22 protein-coding genes and 1 pseudogene are annotated in these 24,752 nt (G+C 68.9%); 12 read left to right on the top strand and 11 right to left on the bottom strand.

Annotated features, from left to right (window positions below; genetic code table 11):
• The first annotated feature begins 16 nt into the window (after positions 1-16).
• Entirely contained in the window at positions 17-1,423 is a 1,407-nt protein-coding gene (locus VHD82_RS19905; RefSeq protein ID WP_325705746.1) for a serine/threonine-protein kinase, read from the top strand.
• A 237-nt stretch (positions 1,424-1,660) separates the two neighbouring features.
• Positions 1,661-3,292, top strand: a complete 1,632-nt coding sequence (groL, locus tag VHD82_RS19910) for a chaperonin GroEL (RefSeq protein WP_325706420.1) — start codon at positions 1,661-1,663, stop codon at positions 3,290-3,292.
• A 74-nt stretch (positions 3,293-3,366) separates the two neighbouring features.
• Here the strand turns inward: groL and VHD82_RS19915 are convergent, their stop codons facing one another.
• Positions 3,367-3,579, bottom strand: a complete 213-nt coding sequence (locus tag VHD82_RS19915) for a PspC domain-containing protein (protein WP_325705751.1) — start codon at positions 3,577-3,579, stop codon at positions 3,367-3,369.
• A 127-nt stretch (positions 3,580-3,706) separates the two neighbouring features.
• Here VHD82_RS19915 and VHD82_RS19920 point away from each other — a divergent pair, with 127 nt between their 5' ends.
• Positions 3,707-6,079 (top strand): xanthine dehydrogenase family protein molybdopterin-binding subunit, encoded by a 2,373-nt coding sequence (locus tag VHD82_RS19920; protein ID WP_325705754.1) that lies wholly within the window; start codon positions 3,707-3,709, stop codon positions 6,077-6,079.
• Here the strand turns inward: VHD82_RS19920 and VHD82_RS19925 are convergent.
• Positions 6,076-7,011, bottom strand: coding sequence for an o-succinylbenzoate synthase (locus tag VHD82_RS19925; protein WP_325705756.1), 936 nt, complete (start codon positions 7,009-7,011; stop codon positions 6,076-6,078). The genes VHD82_RS19920 and VHD82_RS19925 overlap by 4 nt on opposite strands.
• A gap of 73 nt (positions 7,012-7,084) precedes the next feature.
• Between VHD82_RS19925 and VHD82_RS19930 the strand changes: the two genes are divergently transcribed.
• Positions 7,085-8,056 (top strand): zinc-dependent alcohol dehydrogenase, encoded by a 972-nt coding sequence (locus tag VHD82_RS19930; RefSeq protein ID WP_325705759.1) that lies wholly within the window; start codon positions 7,085-7,087, stop codon positions 8,054-8,056.
• 69 nt (positions 8,057-8,125) lie between these two features.
• Complete coding sequence (locus VHD82_RS19935; RefSeq protein ID WP_325705762.1) at positions 8,126-8,698, top strand: type 1 glutamine amidotransferase domain-containing protein; 573 nt, start codon at positions 8,126-8,128, stop codon at positions 8,696-8,698.
• A gap of 60 nt (positions 8,699-8,758) precedes the next feature.
• Here the strand turns inward: VHD82_RS19935 and VHD82_RS19940 are convergent, their stop codons facing one another.
• The 3 genes from VHD82_RS19940 to VHD82_RS19950 are packed head-to-tail and all read right to left on the bottom strand — an operon-like array spanning position 8,759 to position 10,950.
• On the bottom strand, positions 8,759-9,553 hold the full coding sequence (locus tag VHD82_RS19940; protein ID WP_325706423.1) for a DUF72 domain-containing protein: 795 nt from the start codon (positions 9,551-9,553) through the stop codon (positions 8,759-8,761).
• A 24-nt stretch (positions 9,554-9,577) separates the two neighbouring features.
• Positions 9,578-10,333 carry a DUF4253 domain-containing protein gene (locus VHD82_RS19945; RefSeq protein ID WP_325705764.1) on the bottom strand — a complete coding sequence of 252 codons (756 nt, stop codon included), beginning with the start codon at positions 10,331-10,333 and terminating at the stop codon, positions 9,578-9,580.
• 41 nt (positions 10,334-10,374) lie between these two features.
• Positions 10,375-10,950: a hypothetical protein gene (locus VHD82_RS19950; RefSeq protein WP_325705766.1), complete on the bottom strand. Its 576-nt coding sequence runs from the start codon at positions 10,948-10,950 to the stop codon at positions 10,375-10,377.
• A 69-nt stretch (positions 10,951-11,019) separates the two neighbouring features.
• Here VHD82_RS19950 and VHD82_RS19955 point away from each other — a divergent pair, with 69 nt between their 5' ends.
• The gene (locus tag VHD82_RS19955; RefSeq protein WP_325705768.1) at positions 11,020-11,775 is read left to right on the top strand and encodes an arginase family protein; all 756 of its coding nucleotides are present in this window, start codon (positions 11,020-11,022) and stop codon (positions 11,773-11,775) included.
• Between the two features lie 43 nt (positions 11,776-11,818).
• Here the strand turns inward: VHD82_RS19955 and VHD82_RS19960 are convergent, their stop codons facing one another.
• The 3 genes and pseudogenes from VHD82_RS19960 to VHD82_RS36845 all read right to left on the bottom strand — a co-directional run bounded on the left by VHD82_RS19960 (position 11,819) and on the right by VHD82_RS36845 (position 14,526).
• Positions 11,819-13,477 (bottom strand): DNA repair helicase XPB, encoded by a 1,659-nt coding sequence (locus tag VHD82_RS19960; protein ID WP_325705771.1) that lies wholly within the window; start codon positions 13,475-13,477, stop codon positions 11,819-11,821.
• An 8-nt stretch (positions 13,478-13,485) separates the two neighbouring features.
• Positions 13,486-13,770 (bottom strand): hypothetical protein, encoded by a 285-nt coding sequence (locus VHD82_RS19965; RefSeq protein WP_325705774.1) that lies wholly within the window; start codon positions 13,768-13,770, stop codon positions 13,486-13,488.
• Positions 13,767-14,526: pseudogene (locus VHD82_RS36845) on the bottom strand (FAD-dependent monooxygenase). Before VHD82_RS36845 ends, VHD82_RS19965 begins: the two are co-directional and overlap by 4 nt.
• Between VHD82_RS36845 and VHD82_RS19975 the strand changes: the two are divergent.
• Entirely contained in the window at positions 14,456-14,674 is a 219-nt protein-coding gene (locus tag VHD82_RS19975; protein WP_325706441.1) for a hypothetical protein, read from the top strand. The pseudogene VHD82_RS36845 and the gene VHD82_RS19975 overlap by 71 nt on opposite strands.
• On the opposite strand, the gene VHD82_RS19980 is transcribed toward VHD82_RS19975, so the two are convergent.
• Complete coding sequence (locus tag VHD82_RS19980; protein WP_325705777.1) at positions 14,651-15,598, bottom strand: ABC transporter substrate-binding protein; 948 nt, start codon at positions 15,596-15,598, stop codon at positions 14,651-14,653. The genes VHD82_RS19975 and VHD82_RS19980 overlap by 24 nt on opposite strands.
• Before the next feature lie 202 nt (positions 15,599-15,800).
• Here VHD82_RS19980 and VHD82_RS19985 point away from each other — a divergent pair, with 202 nt between their 5' ends.
• The 5 genes from VHD82_RS19985 to VHD82_RS20005 all read left to right on the top strand — a co-directional run bounded on the left by VHD82_RS19985 (position 15,801) and on the right by VHD82_RS20005 (position 22,183).
• Positions 15,801-18,293 carry a nitrate- and nitrite sensing domain-containing protein gene (locus VHD82_RS19985; protein WP_325705780.1) on the top strand — a complete coding sequence of 831 codons (2,493 nt, stop codon included), beginning with the start codon at positions 15,801-15,803 and terminating at the stop codon, positions 18,291-18,293.
• Positions 18,294-18,462: 169 nt separating this feature from the next.
• Complete coding sequence (locus tag VHD82_RS19990; RefSeq protein WP_325705784.1) at positions 18,463-19,434, top strand: lipase; 972 nt, start codon at positions 18,463-18,465, stop codon at positions 19,432-19,434.
• Positions 19,435-19,600: 166 nt separating this feature from the next.
• On the top strand, positions 19,601-20,623 hold the full coding sequence (locus VHD82_RS19995) for an ABC transporter substrate-binding protein (RefSeq protein ID WP_325705787.1): 1,023 nt from the start codon (positions 19,601-19,603) through the stop codon (positions 20,621-20,623).
• Between the two features lie 16 nt (positions 20,624-20,639).
• Entirely contained in the window at positions 20,640-21,404 is a 765-nt protein-coding gene (locus VHD82_RS20000) for an ABC transporter permease (protein ID WP_325705790.1), read from the top strand.
• Positions 21,401-22,183, top strand: a complete 783-nt coding sequence (locus VHD82_RS20005) for an ABC transporter permease (protein WP_325705793.1) — start codon at positions 21,401-21,403, stop codon at positions 22,181-22,183. Before VHD82_RS20000 ends, VHD82_RS20005 begins: the two co-directional genes overlap by 4 nt.
• 73 nt (positions 22,184-22,256) lie before the next feature.
• On the opposite strand, the gene mdlC is transcribed toward VHD82_RS20005, so the two are convergent.
• Both mdlC and VHD82_RS20015 read right to left on the bottom strand, forming a co-directional pair.
• Positions 22,257-23,843 (bottom strand): benzoylformate decarboxylase, encoded by a 1,587-nt coding sequence (gene mdlC, locus VHD82_RS20010; RefSeq protein WP_325705796.1) that lies wholly within the window; start codon positions 23,841-23,843, stop codon positions 22,257-22,259.
• Positions 23,844-24,686 (bottom strand): ABC transporter ATP-binding protein, encoded by an 843-nt coding sequence (locus VHD82_RS20015; protein WP_414637552.1) that lies wholly within the window; start codon positions 24,684-24,686, stop codon positions 23,844-23,846. It lies immediately after the preceding gene.
• Between the last annotated feature and the right edge of the window lie 66 nt (positions 24,687-24,752).

Genomic DNA, 24,752 nt, shown 5'->3' on the forward strand with positions numbered 1-24,752 from the left:
GGCTAGGCTGCGCTGTGTGACAGGCGATGTGTCGGGGGACCTCACCGGTCGCCGGCTGGGTAACTACCGCATTGACGGGGTGCTCGGCAAAGGCGGCATGAGTGTCATGTACAAGGCCACCGACGTCCGGCTCGGGCGGAAGGTGGCCTTGAAGGTCATCGGTGAGCACCTCGGTGCCGACGCCGAGTTCCGCGAGCGGTTCGTCGACGAGGCACGCAACACCTCGGCCATCGACCACGCCAACGTCGTGCCCCTGTACGACTTCGGCGAGATCGACGGTATGCACTACATCGCCATGCGGCTCGTCGACGGCGCGGACCTGGCCAGCCTGATCTCGACCGGTCCGATGTCCCCGGACCGCACACTCCGCCTGCTCGACCAGGTCGCGGACGCGCTGGACAGCCTGCACAACCGCGGCCTGGTGCACCTGGACGTCAAACCGGCCAACGTGCTGGTCACCAGCCGGGAGTCGGCGCGCGAGCACGTCTACGTCGCCGACTTCGGGCTGACCCGCCGTGGCGCCACCGGGCACCGCACCAGGGGCGGGGACTTCCTCGGTTCGCCGACCTACGCCGCGCCCGAACACCTGCGCGGTGAACCGCTCGACGGCCGCACGGACCAGTACGCGCTGGCGTGCGTGCTGTTCGCCTGCCTCACCGGCGGGCCGCCGTACAAGGGCGACGTGCCCACGGTGATCAAGGGACACCTCGCCGGGGAGCCGCCGCCGGTGTCGCGCCAGGGCGGGCTGCCGCCGGCGATCGACGAGGTGATCCGCAAGGGGATGGCCAAGAACCCGCCCGACCGCTACGACAACTGCGTCGAGTTGATCTCCGCCGCGCGCAAGGCGCTCGGCCCGGCCGCGACGCCGGAGACCCCGCAGGCCGGAACACGGGAGGCAGGCCAGATGCAGCCGTTCGGACAGCAGCCGGGGCAACCGCCGCAGCCCGGTCCGCAGTCGGGCCCGCACCAGCAACAGCACCAACAGTCCGGGCCGCACCAACAGCAACCCGGGCAGCAGCAGCCGCCGGGCTGGGGCCAGCAGCAGCCGCAGTACCCACAACAGCAGCAGCCGTATGGTCAGCCGTATCCGCAGCAGCACCAGCAGTACGGGCCGCCGCAGGGCTACGGTCCCCCGCCGCAGTACGCCGCCCCGGGCTACGGCGCTCCCGGTTACGGGCCGCCCGGTTTCTCCCCGCAGCCGCCGCCCAAGAAGAACAGCCTGCTCTGGCTCTGGCTGGTCGTCGCCGGGATCGTGGTGGCCGCCGGGATCGTCGCGGCCGTCCTGCTGCTGAACAACGGCGGCGGCACCACGCCGACCACCACCGCACCCCCCATCCCGGTCGGGCCGACCGACACGGGCTCCGCCGGGTCTTCTTCGAACAAGCCGCCGCCCACCAGTATCTCGATCAAGCCCTCCTCCTGACCTGTGGTTCTTGCACTCTCACCCGGAGAGTGCTAAACACGAGATTGGCACTCGACACCGTTGAGTGCCAGGCAGGTGGTCGCCGATCATCTGCCTGAAGGTCGGGACGGTGAGGCCGGACTCGGGGTACCGAGCGAGGTCGTCCGTCGCGGGCACCGAGCCTGGCCGAGGACGTGTCCTGCTGCAGGCAAGCCAGCAATGGCCACGCAGCGCCCAATACCGGAGGACAACACCGCAATGGCCAAACTGATCGCGTTCGACGAGGACGCCCGCCGCGGTCTCGAGCGCGGCCTCAACACCCTCGCCGAAGCCGTCAAGGTGACGCTTGGCCCTCGTGGCCGCAACGTCGTGCTCGAAAAGAAGTGGGGCGCGCCGACCATCACCAACGATGGCGTTTCGATCGCCAAGGAGATCGAGCTCGAAGACCCGTGGGAGAAGATCGGGGCCGAGCTCGTCAAAGAGGTAGCGAAGAAGACCGACGACGTCGCGGGTGACGGCACCACCACCGCCACCGTGCTGGCCCAGGCGCTTGTGCGCGAGGGCCTGCGCAACGTCGCCGCCGGCGCTGACCCCATCAGCCTCAAGCGCGGCATCGAGACGGCCGTCGAGGCCGTCGTCGAGCAGCTGCACAAGGCCGCCAAGGAGGTCGAGACCAAGGAGCAGATCGCTGCCACCGCCTCGATCTCGGCCGCTGACCGCACCATCGGCGAGCTGATCGCCGAGGCGCTCGACAAGGTCGGCAAGGAAGGCGTCGTCACCGTCGAGGAGTCGAACACCTTCGGCCTGGAGCTCGAGCTCACCGAGGGTATGCGCTTCGACAAGGGCTACATCTCGGGCTACTTCGTCACTGACGCCGAGCGTCAGGAAGCCGTTCTGGAGGACCCGTACGTCCTGCTGTTCGGCTCGAAGATCGCCAACGTCAAGGACATGCTCCCGGTCCTGGAGAAGGTCATGCAGTCGGGCAAGCCGCTGCTGATCATCGCCGAGGACGTCGAGGGCGAGGCCCTGGCCACCCTGGTCGTCAACAAGATCCGCGGCACCTTCAAGTCCGTCGCCGTCAAGGCGCCCGGCTTCGGTGACCGCCGCAAGGCCATCCTGCAGGACATCGCGATCCTGACCGGTGGCCAGGTGATCAGCGAGGACGTGGGCCTCAAGCTGGAGAACGCCGACATCACCCTGCTGGGCCGCGCCCGCAAGGCGGTCATCACCAAGGACGAGACGACCATCGTCGAGGGTGCCGGCGACGCCGACCAGATCCAGGGCCGGGTCAACCAGATCCGCGCCGAGATCGAGAACTCGGACTCCGACTACGACCGCGAGAAGCTGCAGGAGCGGCTCGCCAAGCTGGCCGGCGGCGTTGCCGTCATCAAGGCCGGCGCGGCTACCGAGGTCGAGCTGAAGGAGCGCAAGCACCGCATCGAGGACGCGGTGCGCAACGCCAAGGCCGCCGTCGAGGAGGGCATCGTCGCCGGTGGTGGCGTGGCTCTGCTGCAGGCTGCCGAGATCGCGTTCGCGGGCCTGAAGCTCACGGGTGACGAGGCGACCGGTGCCAACATCGTCAAGGTGGCGGTCGAGGCTCCGCTCAAGCAGATCGCGGTGAACGCCGGCCTTGAGGGCGGCGTCGTGGTGGAGAAGGTCAAGGGCCTGCCGCAGGGTCACGGCCTGAACGCCGCCACCGGTGTCTACGAGGACCTGCTCGCCGCCGGCGTGCCGGACCCCACGAAGGTCACCCGCTCCGCGCTGCAGAACGCCGCCTCCATCGCGGCGCTGTTCCTGACCACCGAGGCCGTTGTCGCCGACAAGCCGGAGAAGGCTGCCGCCGCTCCGGCCGGCGACCCGACCGGTGGCATGGGCGGCATGGACTTCTGAGTCCAGTCGTCAGCTGAGTACCAGAAAGGCCCGGGCGGGTTTCCCGCCCGGGCCTTTCGCTGTCTCGGCCCGGCTCACTCGGCGTTGTCTTCCGGGGGCAGCGCCCAGCAGGCGGCGTAGACCAGGATCGGCGCACCGGCCCCGAGGATGGTGGCGGCGACCAGGCCGATCCGCAGGATCGACGGGTCGACGCCCAGATAGTCGGCCCAGCCACCGCACACCCCGGCGACCATCCGGTCGCTCGTGCTGCGGTGGAGCTTCTTCACGGTGTTCGCGGTGTTGTTCATGGTTCGATCCTGGGTCACGAACCCCTTGGCACATCGGGGAACGGCCCTGACCGGACCCGGATTCGCAACCCTGACCCTGGAGTTGCTCCACATAGGCATCGCGGCGTTCGAGCGTTAGGGTCGAATCATGGCGGGATCTTTGCTGGGCACCGAGGTACGCCGGGTCGAAGACCCGGAACTACTGCGCGGACAAGGCAGTTATGTCGGCAATCTCAAGTTCGACGACGCGTTGCATGTGGCGTTCGTGCGCTCGCCGTTCGCGCATGCGCTGATCAACTCGATCGACGTGACCGAGGCCGCGAAGGCGCCCGGCGTCGTCGCCGTGTACACCGCCGAAGAGCTCGGCTTGCCGGAGCTCCCGGTGTTCATCGAGGTCAACCCCCAGTGCGGCCGGCGTCCGCTGGCCGTGGACCGGGTGCGGTTCGTCGGAGAGCCGGTCGTGGCCGTAGTCGCCGAGAATCCGGTCGCCGCGGCCGACGCGCTGGAACTCGTGGACATCGACTACGACGCGTTGCCCGCGGCTGTCGACCCCGAGGGTGCGCTGGAACCCGATGCGCCACAACAGTTTCCGGAGCTGGGCAGCAACATCGCGGCCGGCGAGCGCGACGAGGACGAGGCGGCCGTGCTCGACGGCGCCGACGTGGTGGTGCGCGCCAGGATGGAGAACCAGCGCCTCGCGGTGGCCCCGATGGAGGGCAACGCGATCGTCGCGGTCGTGCCGTCCGACGGCGAGTTCGACGCCACCATCTACGTTTCCACCCAGATGCCGCACGGTTTCAAAGCGGCGGCCGGGAAGGTGTTCGGCTGGGCGGCGGACAAGATCCGCGTGGTGACCCCGCACGTCGGTGGCGGGTTCGGCGGCAAGGTCGGGGTGATCCCCGAGCACGCGGTGGTGATCGAGGTCGCGCGTCGGCTCGGCAGGCCGGTGCGCTGGACCGAGACCAGGTCGGAGAACCTGCAGGCGATGCCGCAGGGTCGTGCCCAGGTGCAGTTCGGCGAGCTGGGCCTGCGTTCGGACGGCACGATCGTCGGGCTGAGGTGCCGGGTGATCGGCGACGCGGGCGCGTACGCGGGCTTCGGCGGCGCGCTGGCGCTGGGGCCGACGAGGACGATGTCGCAGGGTGTGTACCGGATCCCGAAGATCAGCTACGCCGGGATAGCCGCGTTGACGAACACCACGCCGGTGGGCGCGTTCCGTGGCGCGGGCAGGCCCGAGGCGGCGGCGATGCTGGAGCGGCTGATGGACCTCGCCGCGGCGGAGCTCGACCTGGACCCGGCGGAGATCCGCCGGCGCAACTTCCTGCAGCCGGAGGATTTCCCTTACACGACAATCACCGGCGCCGGCTACGACACCGGTGACTACGACCTGCCGTTGCGGGAGGCGCTGCGGCAGGCGGGATACGAGGAGCTGCGCGAGGAGCAGGCCCGGCGGATCGCGGCCGGTGAGCCGGTGCTGCTTGGGATCGGGATGAGCGCTTACGTCGAGATCACCGGCGGTGGCGCGGGCGAGTACGCGTCGGTCGAGGTGCGGCCGGACGGCGGGGCGTCGATCAAGGTCGGCACGTCCGGGCACGGGCAGGGGCATCCGACGTCGTTCTCGATGATCGTGTCGGATCTGCTGGGGATTCCGATGGAGTCGGTGACGTTCCTGCAGTCCGACACCGCCCAGGTGCCGCGCGGCGGTGGCACCGGCGGCTCGCGGTCGTTGCAGGTCGGCGGCAGTGCCGTCCGGCAGGCCGCGGATCTCGTGTTGCGGCGCGCGAAGGAATTGGCGGCGTCCCGGCTGGAGGCGGCCGTCGAGGACATCGAGCTGACCGAGGACGGTCGCGTCGGCGTCGCCGGGGTATTGACGGCGACGATGAGCTGGGCGGAGCTGGCGAAGGCCGCCGAGGAGGACGGCGAGCCGCTGACCGAGGAGACGGACTTCAAACCGGGTGGGGCCACTTTTCCCTTCGGGGCACACGTTTCCGTCGTCGAAGTGGACACCGAGACGGGATACGTGCGGCCGTTGCGGCACATCGCGGTGGACGACTGCGGCCGGGTGCTGAACCCGTTGATCGTGCGCGGGCAGCAGCACGGCGGTGCGGTGCAGGGGATTTCGCAAGCGTTGTGGGAGCAGGTCTCCTACGACGAGGATGGGAACCCGGTCACCGCAACCTTCGCCGACTACCACGTGCCCTCGGCCGCGGACGTGCCGAACCTGGAGGTCTCCAACACGGAGACGCCGTCACCGAGGAACCCGTTGGGTGCCAAGGGAATCGGCGAGTCGGCCACGGTCGGCTCGACCCCGGCCGTGCAGAACGCGGTGATCGACGCGGTGCGGCATCTCGGCGTGCGGCACATCGATCTGCCCGCCACCCCGCAGCGGGTGTGGAGGGCGATCCAGGCCGCGCGCGGCGGCTCGCCGATTTCGCCGTGGCGCGAGCCGCCGGCCGCTTTCGACACGCTGCCGATTCGCTCTTCGTCCACTTCGGCGGACGCGGACGAAGCGGTGGCTTAGACCGCGCGCACCCTCGTCAGCCGGTCGAGCCAGGCGGCGCGGGTGGCGTCGTCGGCCTCGAATTCCTTTGCCACGTCCGGTTCCGGCGCGGTGCGCAGCACGGGCAGGTAACCGTCCACAGGGGACAGTGACGAGCTGGTGACATCGCCCGTCAGCAACGAGCGAGTGCCGAGCCCGCAAGCGAAATCCAACGTCGGGAGCGCGCCGGCCAGCGCCAGTCCGGCCGCCAGGCCGACACTGGTTTCCACCGCCGAGGACACCACGCAGGGCAACCCGCACGCCTCGGCGACCTCGAGCGCCCGCCGGACGCCGCCGAGCGGGGAAACCTTGATCACCGCGACATCCGCGGCCCCGGCCACCGCCACTTTCAGCGGATCCTCGGCACGCCGGATCGATTCGTCGGCGGCGATGCGGACGTCCACTTGCCGGCGTACGGCCGCCAGTTCTTCGACCGACGGGCAAGGTTGTTCGGCGTACTCCAGTCCACCCGCGGCGCGTTCCAGTTCACGGATCGCCTTCACCGCGGTGTCGACGTCCCAGGCCGTGTTCGCGTCGATCCGGATCGCGCCCGCCGGGCCGAGTGCGTCGCGTACCGCCGCCACCCGGTCGCAGTCGTCCACAATGGACGAGCGCGGGTCGGCGACCTTGACCTTCGCCGTCCGGCAGCCGGAGGCGGCGACCAGTTCGTGTGCCCGCTCCGGCGAGACGACGGGGACGGTGGTGTTCACCTCAACCCGGTCGCGGACCGGGGCGGGCCAGCCCTCTTCGCCGGCCTCGACCGCGGCGGCGAGCCACGGCGCGCTCTCGGTGTCGGAGTAGTCGGCGAACGGGCAGAACTCACCCCAGCCCACTGCTCCGCGGAGCAGCACACCCTCGCGGACGGTGATGCCTCGGAACCGGTTGCGCATCGGCACGGCGTACACGAACTCCATGCCCGAGATTGTCGCAGCCCCGCTAATGGACCTTTTGGTTAATTAGCCTTACGATGCGAGAGGAGGTGGTCTGATGAGGGCGGTTGTGCTGACCGAGCCGGAGACGATGCGGCTGGTCGAGCTGCCGGAGCCGGAGTGCGGCCCGCGGGACGTGCTGGTCCGGATGCGTGGGCTGGGCCTGTGCGGGTCCGACCTCGGGGTGTACACCGGCAGCCGGAAGGTCGCCGGCACGCCCTGGCTGATGGGGCACGAAGGCGTCGGCGAGGTGGTCGCGGCCGGGGCCGAGGTCACCGACCGAACGGTCGGGCAGCAGGTCGCGATCGAGCCGAACTACTGCTGTGGCCGGTGCCCCGCGTGCGTGGCCGGGTTCACCTCGGCCTGCCCGAACCGGGTGATCGTCGGGATGAACCACCCGGGCCTGCTCGCCGAGTACGTCGTCGTGCCTGCCGAGTTCGCCTGGCCGGCTGCCCCGACCGTCGTGCTGGAGGACCTGGTGTGCACCGAGGCGCTCACGGTGGCCCGGTCAGCCATCCGGCGGTCCGGTGTGCGGCCCGGTCAGCGGTGCCTGGTGGTCGGCGCGGGGTCGCAGGGGTTGCTGCTGTGCCTGGCGCTGCGCGAACTCGGGGTGAACGCCGTCGTGCAGGAGCCGCACGAAGGCCGGGTCGAACTGGCGCGGTCGTTCGGCGCCGAGCTGGTGCGCGAGACCGATGCCGGGTTCGACTTCCTGTTCGAGACCTCCGGCGTGCCGCAGGCATTGCGCGCCGGCCTGGCGAAACTCGCCCCGGGCGGGACGGCGCTGCTCGTCGGCATCAGCAGCCGGTCGCTGGAGCTGACTAGCGCCGACCTGGTGTACCGCCAGCTCACCGTGCGCGGTTCGCTGATCTACGACCACCCACGGGATTTCGCGGACACCGTCGCGGTGCTCGGCCAGGGCCGGATCACGCCGGGCAAGGTGCTGCAGGCCCGCTTCCCGCTCGCCGACGCCGCCGAAGCGTTCGCGAGTGTCCGTTCGGTGGCGGGGAAATCCTGGATCGCGTTCGACTGAGTCCGTCATGTTTCGGTCGCACCCGACAGCGGGTATCGCCAAGTCCTGACAGACGAAAGGAGTGCGATCGTGACTGACCGGTTGGCTGGTAAACGAGTCGCTTTCGTGGTGGCGCCCGAGGGGATCGAGCAGGTCGAGCTGACCGAGCCGTGGCGGGCGGTCAAGGACGCCGGGGGAACGCCGGAACTGCTTTCGACCCAGCCCGGCAAAGTGCAGGCGTTCAACCACCTCGACAAGGCCGACACGTTCGGAGTGGACAAGGTGATCGCGGACGCGTCGGCCGGGGACTACGACGGCTTGGTACTGCCCGGCGGCGTCGCCAACCCTGACTTTCTGCGAACCGACAAAACGGCGGTTTCGTTCATCGGCGACTTTTTCCGGCAGCAGAAGCCTGTCGCGGCCATCTGCCACGCGCCGTGGACGCTGGTCGAGGCCGACGTGGTGCGCGGTCGGCGACTGACTTCGTGGCCGAGCCTGCAGACGGACCTGCGCAACGCGGGCGCCGAGTGGGTGGACGAAAAGGTCGTGGTGGACAACGGCTTGGTGACCAGCCGGAAACCGGACGATCTGCCCGACTTCTGCTCGAAGATGGTCGAGGAGATCGCCGAAGGTAAGCATTCGAAGCAGGCAGCCGGCGCCTGAGCGACCGGCCGGTGCACTGGAGCGCGCCACGCTCGGGGTGCGCGCTCCGTGTGCCAGGCCTCAGCCCTTCAGCCTTTCCGCCAAGGCGATCGCGTCGGCCGGGGCGTGCACCTTCATATCGTTGTCGAAGTACACATACACGTCTTTCTCTTGCCAGGAGCGGATCTTCGCCGCCCATTCGTCCAGCGCGCGCTCGCTGTAGCCGCTGGCGTACAGCTCCTCGTCACCGTGCAAACGCACGTAGACGAACTCCGCGGTGACCTCTTCGAGGCTGACCCAGGTGCCGGCCGAATCCGCTATCACACATGCGATGTCCTTCTCCGCCAAAAGTTTCGGAAATTCGGGCTGCCGGAAGCTGGAGTGCCGGACCTCCAGGGCGTGCCGGATGGGCCGCTCCGGGCCAGGTTTGGTGCAGGGCTCGCCCTTGAGCTTGTCGTCGTGCTTCCGGGCGAGCGCGGCGGCCGCTCGCGCTGTCCGGGGAAGCAGGTCGAAGAACTCTGTCAGCTGGTCTGGGTCGTAACTCAGGTTCGGCGGAAGCTGCCAGAGGATCGGCCCGAGTTTGCGGCCCAGCGCGAGCACACCGGAGGCGAAGAAGTTCGCCAGCGGTGTCTCCACCTCCCGCAGCCGCTTCATGTGCGTGATATAGCGCCCGCCCTTGACCGCGAACACGAAATCCTCCGGCGTCTCCTCGGCCCAGGCCCGGTAGCGCTCCGGACGCTGCAGCGAGTAGAACGACCCGTTGATCTCGGCCGAGTTCATCCGGCGCGACAGGTACTCCAGCTCGCGCCGCTGCACCAGCCCCTTGGGGTAGAAGACACCGCGCCACGGCGGATACCGCCAGCCGGAGGTGCCGATCCTCAGTTCCGCGATGAAAACTCCTTAGTCCCAGGAAAAACGCCAGTGCCGACGGTGCACGAGCCCGGCCGCGTACTCGCGCAGGTTGCCCGGCTGGCCCGAGAAGCTGCGCTCCGAGAACGCTCTGTGCTCCGCCGCGAGCACGAGCGCCCGGCCCTGCAGGCGGGGCGGCGCCGCGACGGACAGTTCCAGCTCGTCGAACCCGAGGACGATGAGAGTGGCGCCGAAGCGATCTTCCCAGCTGCGCAGCACCGCGGAAATCGCCGCCACCTGGTCCGTGGACTTGATCATGCCCGTCCAGCCCAGCGCGGCAGGCACGTCCGCCGGCCTGTCCACCCGCACCAGCCCGAGCCGGTACGAACCGCGGCGGGCGAGGATGGAGCCGGTGTTTCCCGCCTCCGCCAGCGGGTCGACCCGGAGGGTGGATTTCCTTGCCAGGCCGGGAAAACCGGCCCCGTACGGGCGCAGGCAGCCGGTACCGGCCGCGCAGCAGAACGGGTCCCACCAGCGCTCCAGCGTCGCCGCCACATCGATCGCCTCGACCTCGTGCACGGCGGGGGCGAGCCGGCCGCGATCGTCTATCCAGTCCTCCCCGTTGGCGGCGAAGCGCTCGTCGTGCGGCACCAGCACGGGCCAGAGCCCGGAGTGTTCGAAAGCCGCGATGCAGTCCCGGAAGCGGCCGGGCTCGGCCAGCGGCTCGTCCGACAGCCACATCGGCCCGTGCCAGCTGCCCGCGGGCAGGTCCAGGCCCGGTGCGGTGTCGATGGAAGTGATCGTCATCTGGTCCCCTCAGTGGTCCGTTTCACCAACGCATCCGAACACTAGTTCGAGGGTACGACAGTTTTGCTCCGGCGATGACGGGCGTACCCCAGCAGTGCGAGCGTGAGCGCCCAGCCGCCGGCGACGGCCACGGAAATGGGCAGCAGGAGGAACAATGGCTGCCAGAACACGAACGTGACGATCGCGACCAGCAGGCAGAAACCCGTGGTCAGCGGCAGTGCGTCCGGTTTTCGCCTGGCGACGAACACGGGCAGGCCGCCGATCAGGATCGCGGCCAGGCCGAACAGCGATTGGGCGCTGCCGCCGGACACCCACAGTGCGAACCAGATCAGTCCGGGCACCGCGGCGATCGCGAAGACCACCCATAAGAGATGCCGGGAGATCCGTTCGATCGTCTCGCTGTCCGCGTGCCGCGCGACGAGGAACGACGCGACGGCGAGCACGGCGACGAGCACCACCGCGCCGACGAGCAAGGCCGGTACCGCGCGCTGAGTTCCTTGCGCGGCAATGAAATGTGCGCTTCCCAGCGCGCTGATCACGCCTGCGGCGCAAGCGGCGACGAGCGCTGTCACATAACGCGGCAGCAGCGCCGAGGTGGGGAACCCATGCTCCGTCACGACCCCAGAGTTCCACGCCGGACGTAAAATCATGCTTCGGTCCGATCGCCGGTCGCCTATGCTCCGCGCGTGCCGATTCTCGTACCCTTCCATCAGGACGAACGACTCCCGCGGGACACCATCCCGGTGCCCGGCGCGGCGCCGTTCACGCCGGAGCTCACCGGCGCGGATCAGTTGGCGCGGATGGGCCAGCTGTACGACGCGGTGGCGGACGAGGTCGCGAGCCGGATCCGCGCGAACACCGTGCCGGCGGTGGTTTCCGGGGACTGCCTGATGGCGCTCGGGGTGCTCACCGGTGTGCAGCGGGCCGGGGTGAGCCCGTCGATCCTGTGGCTGGACGCGCACGGCGACGTGCATACCCCGGAGACCTCGACCTCCGGCTACCTTGGCGGAATGGCGTTGCGGTTCCTGCTCGGCGCCGCGCCAGGCCCGCTCGCGGAAAAGCTCGGCCTGCGCCCGCTCGCCGAAGAGTCCGCGACGCTGGTGGACGCGCGCGATCTCGATCCCGCCGAGGTCGAATACCTCGCCACGGCGAAGGTCCGGCGGGTGCCCGTTTCCGACGTCGAGGCGCCGGAAGGCCCGGTGATCCTGCACGTGGACGTCGACGTGCTCGACAGCGGCGAGCTGCCCGGCCTGCGGTTTCCTGCCGCCGACGGACCCGCGAAAGCCGAGCTGCTGCGGGCCGTCGGCCGGATTCTGGACGGTGGCAACGTCGTCGCGGTGCACATCGCTTGCCCGTGGTTCCCCGGGCAGGAGCAGGAAATCCGCGCACAGCTGCTGGCCGAGCTGCTCGACTGCTTGTCGCCGGTTTCGTGTGACGAATAGGTGTCTGTGTCATGCGTTGGTGCTGTGGTGTGGCCCTGCTCGGCTACTCGCCGCCGATTTCGCCTGACAAATAGGCGTCCGCGTCATGAATCGTGTAGGCGTAACCCTGCTCCGCGAGGAAGCGCTGCCGGTGCGCGGCGTACTCGGCGTCCAGCGTGTCCCGCGCGACGACGGAGTAGAAGTGCGCCTGCCGTCCGTCGCCCTTCGGGCGCAGCAGCCGGCCGAGCCGCTGCGCCTCTTCCTGCCGGGAGCCGAACGTGCCGGACACCTGGATGGCCACCGACGCCTCCGGCAGGTCGATGGAGAAGTTCGCCACCTTCGACACCACGAGCCGGTCGATCTCCCCGCGCCGGAAGGCGTCGAACAGCGCCTCGCGTTCCTTGTTGCGCGTCGAGCCCTGGATCACCGGGGCGTCCAGCTCCCGCCCGAGCTCGTCCAGCTGGTCCAGGTACGCGCCGATGACCAGGGTCGGCTCACCGGCGTGTTTGTCCACAAGGGACTTGATGACCGCGATCTTGGTGTGTGCCGTCGACGCCAGCTTGTACTTCTCGTCGGCCTCGGCCGTCGCGTACAGCAAGCGCTCGTTGTCGGTCAGCGTCACCCGGACCTCGATGCATTCGGCGGGCGCGATCCAGCCCTGCGCCTCGATGTCCCGCCACGGCACGTCGTACCGCTTCGGCCCGATCAGCGAGAACACGTCACCCTCGCGGCCGTCTTCGCGCACCAGCGTCGCCGTCAGCCCCAGGCGGCGGCGCGACTGCAGGTCCGCCGTCATCCGGAACACCGGCGCGGGCAGCAGGTGCACCTCGTCGTAGACCACGAGCCCCCAATCGCGCGAATCGAACAGCTCCAGGTGCCGGTATTCGCCCTTGGTCTTGCGGGTGACCACCTGGTAGGTCGCGATGGTGACCGGCCGGATCTCCTTCTTCTCCCCGGAGTACTCGCCGATCTCCTCCTCGGTCAGCGACGTGCGCGCGATCAGCTCACGCTTCCACTGCCGCCCGGCCACGGTGTTGGTGACCAGGATCAATGTCGTCGCCTGTGCCTGCGCCATCGCGGCGGCGCCGACCAGCGTCTTCCCCGCGCCACATGGCAGTACGACCACACCTGAGCCACCGGCCCAGAACGCCTCGGCGGCCTTGCGCTGGTAGTCCCGCAGCTGCCAGTCCCGCTCCTCCAGCGACATCGGGTGCGCCTCGCCGTCCACGTAGCCGGCGAGGTCCTCGGCCGGCCAGCCGACCTTGAGCAGCGCTTGCTTGAGGCGCCCGCGTTCGGACGGGTGCACGAGCACCGTGTCCTCGTCGACCCTGGCGCCCAGCATCGGGCTGATCTTCTTGTTGCGTGCCACTTCCTCCAGCACCGCGCGGTCGGTCGTGGCCATCACCAGCCCGTGTGCCGGGTGGTTGGTGATCTGCAGCCTGCCGAACCGGCCCATCGTGTCCACGATGTCGATCAGCAGCGGTTGGGGAACCGGGAAACGCGAATAGCTGGTCAGCGCGTGCACGACCTGCTCCGCGTCGTGGCCGGCCGCGCGGGCGTTCCACAGCGCGAGCGGGGTGATGCGGTACGTGTGCACGTGCTCGGGCGCGCGCTCCAACTCGGCGAAGGGCGCGATCGCGATCCGGGCGTCATCGGCCTGCGCGTGGTCGACCTCGAGCAGCACGGTCTTGTCGGATTGGACGATCAGCGGGCCATCAGTCACGTATCCCTTTATACGGCGCCGCCGAACCAGCTCGTCAGCGCGTCGGTCACCGGGCCATCGCCTGACCAGCAGACACGGCCGTCGGGACGGCACAGCAGCGCGTCGAAGTCCTCGTCTGCCTTGGCGTGCATCACGTCCACCCGGCCGGCCCAGCCCGCCGGCCACTCGCGGTCGTGCAGGTCGAGCAGCAGACCGCGGCCTGAACGCAGGAGTTCGGCTAGCCTGGCCGGGCCGTCGGCCGTGGTCAGGTCGAAGTCGCGGACCCGGCCGGGCGCGTCCAGGCCGGAGATCATCCCGGCGAGGCAGCGGTTGGGGTCGGGACGCGTTGTGCGGCGGTGTGGTGCAACACCCGCGCGGCGGCGGGATGGCGTTCTTCCTGGTAGGTGTCCAGCAGATGCACGTCGCTGCGGATCTTCGCGGCGAGTTTCCAGCCGAGGTTGGATGTGCGCGGCATCCCCGGCGCAGAGGATCCGGCCGTGGCGGTAGTTCTCCAGCTGCCGGGTGGCGTCGCTGAACCGGTACTTGCGGTCACCGACCGGCACGAGCGCGCGCCGTCGCAAGCGACGAAGTACTTGGCGCGCAAGGACTTCCCGCCTGCTGCCACGGTGACGCCTTCGTCGGCCTGCTCGACAGCGGTGATCTAGTGACCGCGCAGCACGGGCCTCCTCGACCATCCACTGTGGAATAGAGAGCCGATACGGATGCCTTGTGTCCCAACGTGTTGCGTCGAGTGGCACCGGCGGAAACGCGAAGGGCCCGCCGACGTCCTGGCGCGGCAGTTTCCGGGCCTGCAGCGATTCGAGCAGGCCGCGCACGTCCAGCAGCTCGCTGGTGCAGGCCTGGAGCGTGCCGCCCTTGACCTGCTCGATCCGCTCGGTCAGCAGCTCGACGACCGTCACGTGGAGCCCGGCCAGGCGCAGTTCGCAGGCCAGCGTGAGCCCGGTCGGGCCCGCTCCGGCGATCAGGACGTCTGTCGCAATGAGCTTGCGAGAGCGAAAGAAGGTGCGAACCCGCGAGACGATTTCCGGCACCGCCATCGAGTCGTTCATCGCCAAGGGGTTCGCCCAGGTCTCGATCACCGAGGTCGCGGACCGGATCGTCGGAGGAACCAGCGTGGATGACGCCGACGCGGCTGCAGCCGCTGAACAGGGATTTTCGTTGCTGGTAGAGGGTTTAGGGAGTGTCGGCCTTCGGTAGCAGCGAAGGCACGTCGAGCCGTTGCGCCAGCATTCCCGTGTCGTGCATCAGGTCGGCAACGCGCTGCAGGCGCACGCCGTTGAGCGAGGTCGGGTACACGCCGAGTTCGATCAGCGCCGCCGTGGTTTCGTCCACCCCGGCGATCCCCGGCAACGCGGACCGCACCACCGACTGGTCCGCCGCGCGCTGCTGCGCGTCGCCGAGGCCTCGCCGGAAGGCGGTCAGGGTGTGCGTGTTGGCCTGGGCGAACAGCCCGGTTGCGGCATAGGCCGAAACCGGGAAGTCCATCGTGGCGCCGCGCGAAGAGTCCGCCAGCACCCGCGCGCCCAGTTCCTGCTGTGCCTTGGTGCTGAAGGGTTCGGGCATCAGCGCGGCGTCGGCGGAGCCGTCCTGCAGCGCGGCCGCCATCCGGTCGAACGTGCGGGTCACGAACTTGATCCGGCTCGGGTCGCCGCCCGCCGTGGTGATCATCGAGCGGGTGGCGAGCGCGCCGAAGTCGGTGGTGGAGTCGACCGCGATCCGCGGCGACTTCTTGCTCGACAGGTCGGTGTAGTCCGAATCAGGCAAGGTCAGCAGCACCGCGGTGTAGGGCGCGGAAGTATAAGCCTCGCCTTGAAGCTGGAGCGCGGTGCCGCCGGCCGCAGCGGTGAAAAAGGCCACATCCGTGGCGAACGCCACATCGACTTTTCCGGTCGCCAGGTCGTTGAGCGCGTTCTGTGAGTTCGATTCTTCGACCAGTTCGACGTGCAGGCCCATCCGGGTGAAGGAACCGTCCGCAACGGCGATCCGAAGCGGAGCGGTATCGATCGGGTTGCCCACCCCGACCCGCAGGTCCGTGCGCTCCATCTTGCTCTGATCGGGTGAGCTACCCAGTCCGGACGGGCCACTGCAGCCGGTGACGAGAACGAGGGCCGCGACCACCATGATCGCTACTCCTCGCATTCGACCCCCCTGCCGAGCGACACGAAATCCACACGTGGGTAGAGCTTAGGATCTGCGCCCAATACCATCGCCGACGGACCGCACCGAGAGTAGACAGCGCCCAGGCTCGTGCCACGCTCTAGTAGGTTAACGGTTCCGCGTCGGTTACGGTCCGTGTTCAGTACGCAGCTAGCGAAGGAAGGCGATGGCCCGTCGGCAGAAGCGTCACGACGCCGGTGACGCGCTGGAGCGGCGGCCGGAAATCCGGGCGGGCGGCCGGTGGCGGCTGCGTAACTGGCGCCTGCGCACGAAGCTGATCGTCGTCCTGCTGATTCCGACGGTGAGCGTGCTCGCACTCGTCGGTGTACAGGTGCGCGGCGACCTCGCGCACGCCGACGAACTGGCCGAGCAGTCCGCACACGGGCGCGTCGACGGCGCCGTGAACGACGTCATCCACCAGCTTCAGCGCGAGCGCGACCTGAGCGTGAAATACGTCGCCGCCGGCCGGGACGGCGATCCGGCCGACCTGCGGGACCAGCGCGACAAGGTGGACGCCTCGATCGGCGCCGTCAACAAATCCTTCGACGCCGAGCGCACCAAGCTCTCCGACACCGGCGCCGCCGATCTGCGGGCGACCATCGGCAGGCTGGACGTGCTGACCGGCCTGCGGTTCGCCACCGAGCACTCGAACCTCCCTGCCGACGCCACGCTGCGCTCCTACAGCGGGCTGATCTCCGGCATGCTCGACCTCTCCGACCAGGCGGTCGCCCGGATCACCGACCCCGAGCTGTCCCGCCTGCGGCTCACCGCGACCGCGCTGGCGCGGGTGAAGGACCAGATGTCGGTGAAGCGCGCCGTGCTCGCCGAGGCGCTGGCCGAAGGGAAGCTGTCCACCGACGAGCTGCGCGCGCTGCTGGGCGCGGACGCCGAGCTGAACGCCGCCCGCAGCGACTACCGCAAGTTCGCGACCCCCGCCGAGCAGCGGATGTACGACGACACCGTGATCGGGCTGATCGTCGACACCGGCAACAACATGGTGGAGTCCGCGATCACCCGCGCGGAGATGAACCAGAACCTGGCCGGCCTCGACCCGCAGCAGTGGGACACCGCCAGCACCTACACGATCAACCTCGCCGAGAAGGTGCAGCAGGCGCTGCAGTCGGAAACCCAGCAGCGCTGCGATTCCCTGGCCTCCGACGCCCGCCGCTCGGCCATCGTGAACGCCGGCATCGTGCTCGGGATCCTGCTGCTGTGCATCGTGCTCGGGGTGATCATCGCGCGCTCGCTGCTGCGGCCGTTGCGGGCGCTGCGCGCGGGTGCGCTGGACGTTGCCGAGCACCGGCTGCCCGCGGCGGTGCAGGACATCCTCGCCGACCCGCATCCCGAAGGCGCCGCGCGGCGGCGGGGCATCGAGCCGGTCCCGGTGTTCAGCCGGGAGGAGCTCGGACAGGTCGCGCGTGCGTTCGACGCGGTGCACGGGCAGGCGGTCCGCCTTGCCGGGGAACAGGCCTCGCTGCGGGAGAACATCAACGGGATGTTCGTCAACCTTTCCCGGCGTAGCCAGGATCTTGTCGAACGGCAACTGTCCGTTTTGGACCGGATGGAGGCGGGCGAGCAGGACCCGGAAACGCTCGGCGGACTGTTCGAGCTGGACCACCTCGCCACCCGGATGCGGCGCAACAGCGAGAACCTGCTCGTTCTCTCCGGGCACGATCTCGGCGACGAGCGGGCCCAACCCGTTGCGGCAGAAGAGATCATCGGGGCCGCACTGTCCGAAGTGGAGCATTATCAGCGAATCGAACTGACCGCGACGCCGGAGCTGGCCATCCTCGGGCACGCGTGCAGCGACCTCGTGCACGTGATCTCCGAGCTGCTGGAGAACGCCACCCTGTACTCGCCCGCGAGCACCACCGTCACCGTGGTCAGCTCGATCACCGCGGACGGCGCGTGGGAGGTGCACATCACCGACTCCGGGGCCGGGATGCCCGAGCCGGAGATCCAGCGCGCCAACGCGCGACTGGCCAAGCCACCAGCCGTCGACGTCGAGGTGTCCCGCCGGATGGGGCTGTTCGTGGTCGCGACGCTCGCCGGGCGGCACGACATCAAGGTGCGGCTGCGCACGGACGTCGGTGGTGGCCTGGTCGCGATCGTCGTCGTGCCCGCCGAACTGGTCGTCGAGCAGGCCCCGGCGCGGCCGGTCCCGCCGCCGGAGCCCAGGCAGATGATCGGCCCGCCCGCGCTCGTTGCCGTCCCCGAGTCCGACCCCGAGCTGGCGCTTCCCGCGGTACCGGAGCCCTCGCGCCGGGCCCCGGTGGAGAACGAGCCGCCGCCGGACTGGCCATCGGAGGACGACGACAAGCGCACGCCGTACTACCTGGAAGAGGACGAACCCACCGAGCGGATGCCGGCGTACCAGGCCGTGCTGTCCCAGTGGTTCCGCACCGGTGAGCACTGGCCCGTGCGTGACCAGTCCGCCGAGCCCGACTGGCCCGGCGAGGAAGAGCCGGTGCAGGGTTCCACCTCCGGCCGGCTCAACGGGGTGCACGGCCCGCTGCCCGCGTCCGCGGTCGACGAGATGGACGCGCCGACGCTGCGGCTGGATCCGGATGCCGTGCGCGGCCGGATGGCGCGGCTGCAAGACGGATTTGTCCGGGCTCGGGAAGCGCGTTCCACAACTCATCGGGGCGGCGAACGGTAATCCGCTATTTGCGTTCTGCACTACGCCGAATAGCGCACGATTACGTGACCGTTGTTACGGCGAATAGCCCTTCATTTATCGACCGTTCGCCGAAAATCCCCACGAAAGGCATTGACGGGATGCCAATACGAGGAGCAGACTCCGCCGCACGTTGGGTTACTGCGGGAGGGTGAGCGTGCGGGCACTGTTCGTGATCGCGGCGGCAGCAGGTGCATTGCTCGTCCCGGCCGGCGCCCAGGCGGCCACCGGACCCGCGCTCGACGTACCCGTTGCCACCCTTGACGCGGCTCTGAGCTGCTCAGATGGCATCGCGGACGCGCAGCGCGACCCGATCCTGCTGATCCCCGGCACCACGCTCACCCCGGCCGAGTTCGACTGGAACTACGCCCGCGCGTTCGCCGCGAAGGGCTGGCCGTACTGCACGGTGACCCTGCCCGACCACGGCATGGGCGACATCCAGGTGGCCGCCGAGTACGTCGTGCACGCCATCCGCACGGTCAGCGCCGAGGCGGGGCGCAAGGTCGATCTGGTGGGCCACAGTCAGGGCGGGATGATCCCGCGCTGGGCGCTCAAGTACTGGCCGGACACCCGTGCCGACGTCGCTGACCTGGTCGGACTCGCCCCGTCGAACCACGGCACGCTGGTCGCGCAGGCGGTCTGCGCGCCCGGGTGCGCCCCGTCGTTCTGGCAGCAGCGGACCGGTTCGGCGTTCCTGACCGCGCTCAACAGCGGCCCCGAGACCTGGCCCGGGATCGACTACACGAACGTCTACACGGCGCTGGACGAGGTCGTGACCCCGAACTTCGACGACAACGGCAGTTCCTCGCTGCACACCGGAGGCGGCCGGATCAGCAACGTCGGCCTGCAGCAGGTCTGCCTGGCGCACGTCGCCGACCATCTGACCACCGGCACCGCGGACGCGCCGGCGTTCGCGCTGGTCGTGGACGCGCTGACGCACGCGGGGCCGGCGGACCCGGCCAGACTCGCGGCCGGTGTCTGCGCCCAGCCGGTCATGCCCTACGTCGATCCGGTGACTCTTCCGGTGAATGCGGCGAATCTCGCCACGACGGTCGCCACCCAGGTCGCGCTTTATCCGCACGTGCCCGCCGAACCGGCATTGAAGAACTACACCAGATCATGATCAAATCGGACTGTTGCGGTTACCGCGTTCTGCGATAGGTTGCGCCCGAGTTTCGATCTACCCGAAAGCAACACCCGTTCGTGTGTAATATACCGCCCTGTTCCTTACTACCAGTAATTGATCCGTCACCACAGATGATGGATAACGCCGCGTCAGGAGCGTCGGAATGCCCATGTATGGAAGCGCCACCACCCGTCGTAGATTCGTCAGGCTCGCTCTCGGCGCCACCGTCGCCGGGCCGTTGGCCGCCTCCGCCGGGTGCAGTGCGCTGAACGGTTCGAGCTCGAACGACACGTCCGGCAGCAGCAGCTCGGGCGCCGTGGAGAAGAGCAAGCTCAACGTCGGCATCCTCACCGGCCAGCAGGGTGTCTCCACGAAGCTGGCGGAGAAGTACGGCTACTTCAAAGACCAGGGCCTGGACGTGACGAGCAAGATGTTCGCCTCCGGTCCGGCCGCGTATCCCGAGCTCATCAACGGGAACATGGACTTCATCATCACCAACTACGTCTCGTTCTTCCAGGCGATCGCCCAGAAGACGGTGCAGGCGAAGATCGTGGTGGATGTCGACCAGCTCAGTGAGAACGGCCTGGTCGTCATCGCCAAACAGGGCTCCAACATCAAGGAGCCCAAGGACCTCGTCGGCAAGAAGGTCTCGATCCACCAGTCCGGCTCGATCGCCGAGGTACTGCTGCGCGCCACCCTGAAGGACCACGACGTGGACCCGAACCAGGTGCACTTCCAGCAGATCAAGTTCCCGGATATCCCGGCGGCGCTGCAGGCGGGCACCATCGACGCGGGTGTCGAGCTGGAGCCCTACATCACCCAGGCCGAGAAGCAGGGTGCCGAGCCGGTGCTGAAGATCGTGACGGGGTCGACCGCCAACATCACCTCGGCAGGCTTCATCGCGCTCGACTCGTTCATCGAGAAGAACCCGAAGACGGTGGCCGCGTTCCAGAAGGCCATGGTGCCGGCGCAGACCGCGGCCGCGGACCGCACCAAACTGCTCGAGGTGCTGCCCGACCTGACCGGGGTGGACAAGGACACCGCTTCGCTGCTGGCCACCGACGTCTTCCCGACCTCGGTCAGCGCCAGCCAGCTGCAGCGGGTCGTCACGCTGATGCAGTCCTACGGTGGCCTGACCGCGCAGTTGGACGCCAACCAGTACATCGTGCCGACCCCCAAGGTCTGAGAAGAGAACGACGATCGTGCGAGTTGCGCTTCGCAGGCTCATCGGCCTGATCGCCTTCCTGGTGCTGTGGGAGGTGATCGTCCGGGTGGGCGTGCTGCCGGACAACGTGCTGCCACCGGCGTTCGTCGTGCTGGTCCGGTTCGCGGGCCTGTTCGGCAACGCCGGTTTCATCACCGGCGCGGTGTCCACGCTGTTGTCGTGGCTCATCGTGCTCGGCCTGACCGTGCTGATCGCGGTCCCGCTGGGGGTTCTGCTCGGCAGCTTCAAATGGCTGCGCCTTGCCATCAGCCCGATCGTCGAGTTCCTTCGCCCGCTGCCCGCGGTGGCGTTGATCCCGTTGGTGATCCTGCTGCTGGGCAGCGACGCCGAGACCAAGATCGCGCTCGCGGTGTTCGCCTCGGTGTGGCCGGTGCTGTTCAACACGATCTACGCGATGGGTGAGATCGATAGCCAGATTCTGGACACCGCAAGGGTTTTCCGGACTCCACCGGTGCGGAGGCTCTTCACCGTGCTGCTGCCCAGCATCGCGCCGTTCACGATGACCGGTGTCCGGCTCTCGGCGTCCATCTCCCTCATCGTGCTGGTGACCACCGAGTACCTGACGCTCGGCACGGCGGGCATCGGCCAGTTCGTGTACTTCTCCGGCACCACCTCCGGCCGGATGGACATGGTGCTCGCCGCCACGGTCTTCCTCGGGCTGGTGGGCTACCTGGTCAATCTCGGCCTGGTCGGGATCCAGCGGCGCTGGCTCGGCTGGTCCGCGGTGGGGGGTGCGGTGTGAGCGCTTCGAAATGGCTCGATTTCGGCAGGCGCTGGCTGGTGTTCATCGCGTTCCTGGTGGTATGGCAGCTGGTCACGAAGGCGGCGGACGACCCGTACTTCCCGCCGCCGACCGACATCCTGTCCGCCGCGAAGGACGCCTTCTTCGGCAACACCGCGCTGACTGACGACATCCTGCCCAGCCTGGGCCGGATCTTCGCCGGCTGGGGCATTTCCGTGGTGGTGGGGGTCCCGCTCGGGCTGGCGCTGGGGCGTTCGCCGGTCGTCACCGACTACGTGTCGCCGATGTTCTTCTTCGCCAGGTCCATCCCGGCGGCGCTGCTGGTGCCGGTGTTCCTGGTGGCCTTCGGCATCGGGCCGAAGATGGAGATCATCACGATCCTGTGGGGCACCATCTGGCCCATCCTGCTGAACACGATCGACGGCGCGCGTTCGGTCGACGACGTCAAAACCGAGACCGTGCGCGCGTTTCGCATCAGCAGGGCGGACTGGATCTTCGGGGTGGTACTGCCGACGGCGCTGCCGAAGGTGTTCGCCGGAATGCGGCTCGGCCTGTCGCTGGCGATCATCCTGATGGTGGTTTCCGAGCTGATGGGCGGCTCTACCAGCGGAATCGGCTACCAGATGATCCTGACCCAGAGCAACTTCGTGCTGTCGCAGATGTGGGCGTGGATCGTGCTGGTGAGCCTGCTGGGCTACCTGGCCAACCTCTTGTTGTCGGTCGCCGAGAAGCGGGCACTGGCCTGGCACCCGGGCTTCCGCTCCGAGGCGGCGATGTAGCGGGAGCGCTCCTTATATATAAGGAGTAAGTGACAGCGGCCGCGAGCCTGTCCCGGTTCGCGGCCGCCGCACCTCAGCCGCCGTAGCGGATCTTCACGTCGATCAGCGTGGGCACGCCGGACGCGAGCGCCGCCGGCACCGCCTTCCGCAGTTCCTCCGGGGTCTCGACGAGTACGGCGTCGCAGCCCATGCCGCGGGCAAGGCCGCAGAAGTCGATCCCGCCCAGATCCGAACCCGGCACCTTGCCGCGCCCTGACACGTGCGCGTGTTCCCGGACCGCCCCGTACTCGGAGTTGTCCAGGATGACGAAGGTGACCGGGACGTGGTGCTGCGCCGCGGTCCACAGGGCCTGGATGCCGTACATGCTCGAACCGTCGCCGAGCACCGCGACCACCGGGCGCTCCGGCACGGCCATCTTCGCGCCGATCGCCGCGGGCAGGCCGTAGCCCAGCACGCCGCTGGCCATGGTGAGGAACCCTTCGCCTGCCGCGTTGACCGGCAGGTACCGCTGGATGTCCCCGCGCTGGCTGGGCGCTTCCTCCACGATGAGCACGTCGTCGGGCAGCATCCGGGAGAGCTCGTCGTTGACGAACGCGCCTGTCATCGCTTCGCCGACAGCAGGTGCGGCCGGGCGCGGCGGCTGTTCCCGTGGTGCGGGCAAGCTACGGGAGGTTTCGGCACTGACCAGGGCCGACAACGCCGTGATCGCGGCGCGCGGGCTCGCCAGCACCGGCGTCGCGTACGGGGCGCGGGCGAGTGCCTCGGAGTCGTCGTTGATCAAGTACAGCGGGGGCAGCTCGGGCACGTCGTCCGGCGAGGGCACGTGGTAGGTGAACGCGGGGGCGCCGATCACCACCACGAGGTCGTACGCCGAGAGCACGCCGTGCGTCATCTTGCGGCTCGGCTTGAGGAAACCGCCGAACTGCGGGTGGTTCTCCGGGAACGAGCTGCGTGCGGAGAACGGCGCCGCCCACACCGCCGCCTTCGTCCGTTCGGCGAGCGTGATCACATCCGGCACGGCGTGATCGATGTCCACCGCGGCCCCGACCACGATCGCCGGCCGCTCGCTCGCGTCCAGCGCACTGGCCACCTCGGCGATGGCTTCGGCGTCCGGCGCGAACCCGCGCACGCGCGGCTTGGCGGGCAACGACTTCGCGGCCTGCTCCCAGTCGTCCGCTGGGATCGAGAGGAACACCGGGCCGTACGGCGGTTGCGTCGCGACCTGGTAGGCACGGGCGAACGCGGCCGGCACGTCCTCGGCGCGGGCCGGCTGGACGCTCCACTTCACGTACGGCTTGGGGAACTCGGCCGCGTCGATGGCGACGAGGAACGGGTCGAAGGGGAGCATCGAGCGCTCCTGCTGGCCCGCGATCACGATCAGCGGCGCGCGGTTCTGGTGCGCGGTGACCATGTTGCCCAATGCATGTCCGAGCCCGCCTGCGGAGTGCAAGTTGACCACTGCGGGCCGTCCGGTCAACTGCGCGTACCCGTCGGCCATGGCCAGCACCGCGGACTCCTGCAGCCCGAGCACGTAGGTGAAGTCGTCGGGCCAGTCCGCGAGGAACGGCACCTCGGTGGTGCCCGGGTTGCCGAAGACGGTGGTGATCTTCCATTCGCGCATCAGCTCGCGAACGGCGTCCCGTACGGTCGGCGCGGTCATCTACGAAGTCCTCTCTTCGGTTTTGGTTTCCTGCTCGGAGAGCTCCCACTCGGCGATGTCGCCGGCCGCGGCCGTGGCCTCGGCCGTTCGCCCCTGCAGCAGGCGGGCGATCTCACCCCGCAACGCGACGAACTCCGCGGATTCGCGGGTGCCGATCTGGTCCCGCTCCGCGGGCAGGTCCACCTTGAGATCCGCGACGATCGATGCCGGTGATTTCGACAGTACGAGCACCCGGTCGCCCAGGTAAACGCTTTCGTCGATGTCGTGGGTGACCAGCAGGACGGTGCTGCCCTGCTGCTGCTTCACCCGGCGCAGCAGGTCTTCGAGTTCGAACCGGGTCTGCGCGTCCACCGACGCGAACGGCTCGTCCATCAGCAGCAGCGCCGGGCGGCTGGCCAGCGCCCTGGCGATGGAGACCCGCTGCTGCATGCCACCCGAAAGTTGCCATGGGTATTTGCGCGCGGCGGCCGACAGGCCGACCGACTCCAGTGCCTCACGCGCGCGCTCGCGGCGTTCGGTCTTGGGAATTTTGGCCGAACGAAGGGGAAATTCGACATTTCCAGCGACGGTGAGCCAGGGGAACAGCGAGCGGCTGTAGTCCTGGAAGACCACGGCGAGGTCGCTGGGCACGCCCGACACCGGGTCACCGTGCAGGCTGACGCTGCCGCCGCTGGGCTTGATCAACCCGGCGATGCACCGCAGCATCGTGGACTTGCCGCAGCCGGACGGGCCGACGATGCACGCCAGCTCGCCGGACTCGACGGTGAACGAAAGATCGCGGACCGCGGTGTGGGCACCTTCCCCGCCGCCGAAGCGGTGATTGAGCCCGTTCACCTCGAGCATCGTGGGCACTTGCTGTCTCCTCGTCTGTGGCGGGCGAACGATCTTGTGAACCGGTGACAAAGATCA

The sequence above is a fragment of the Amycolatopsis sp. genome (assembly GCF_035546795.1).
In the GTDB taxonomy this organism is placed as follows: domain Bacteria; phylum Actinomycetota; class Actinomycetes; order Mycobacteriales; family Pseudonocardiaceae; genus Amycolatopsis_E.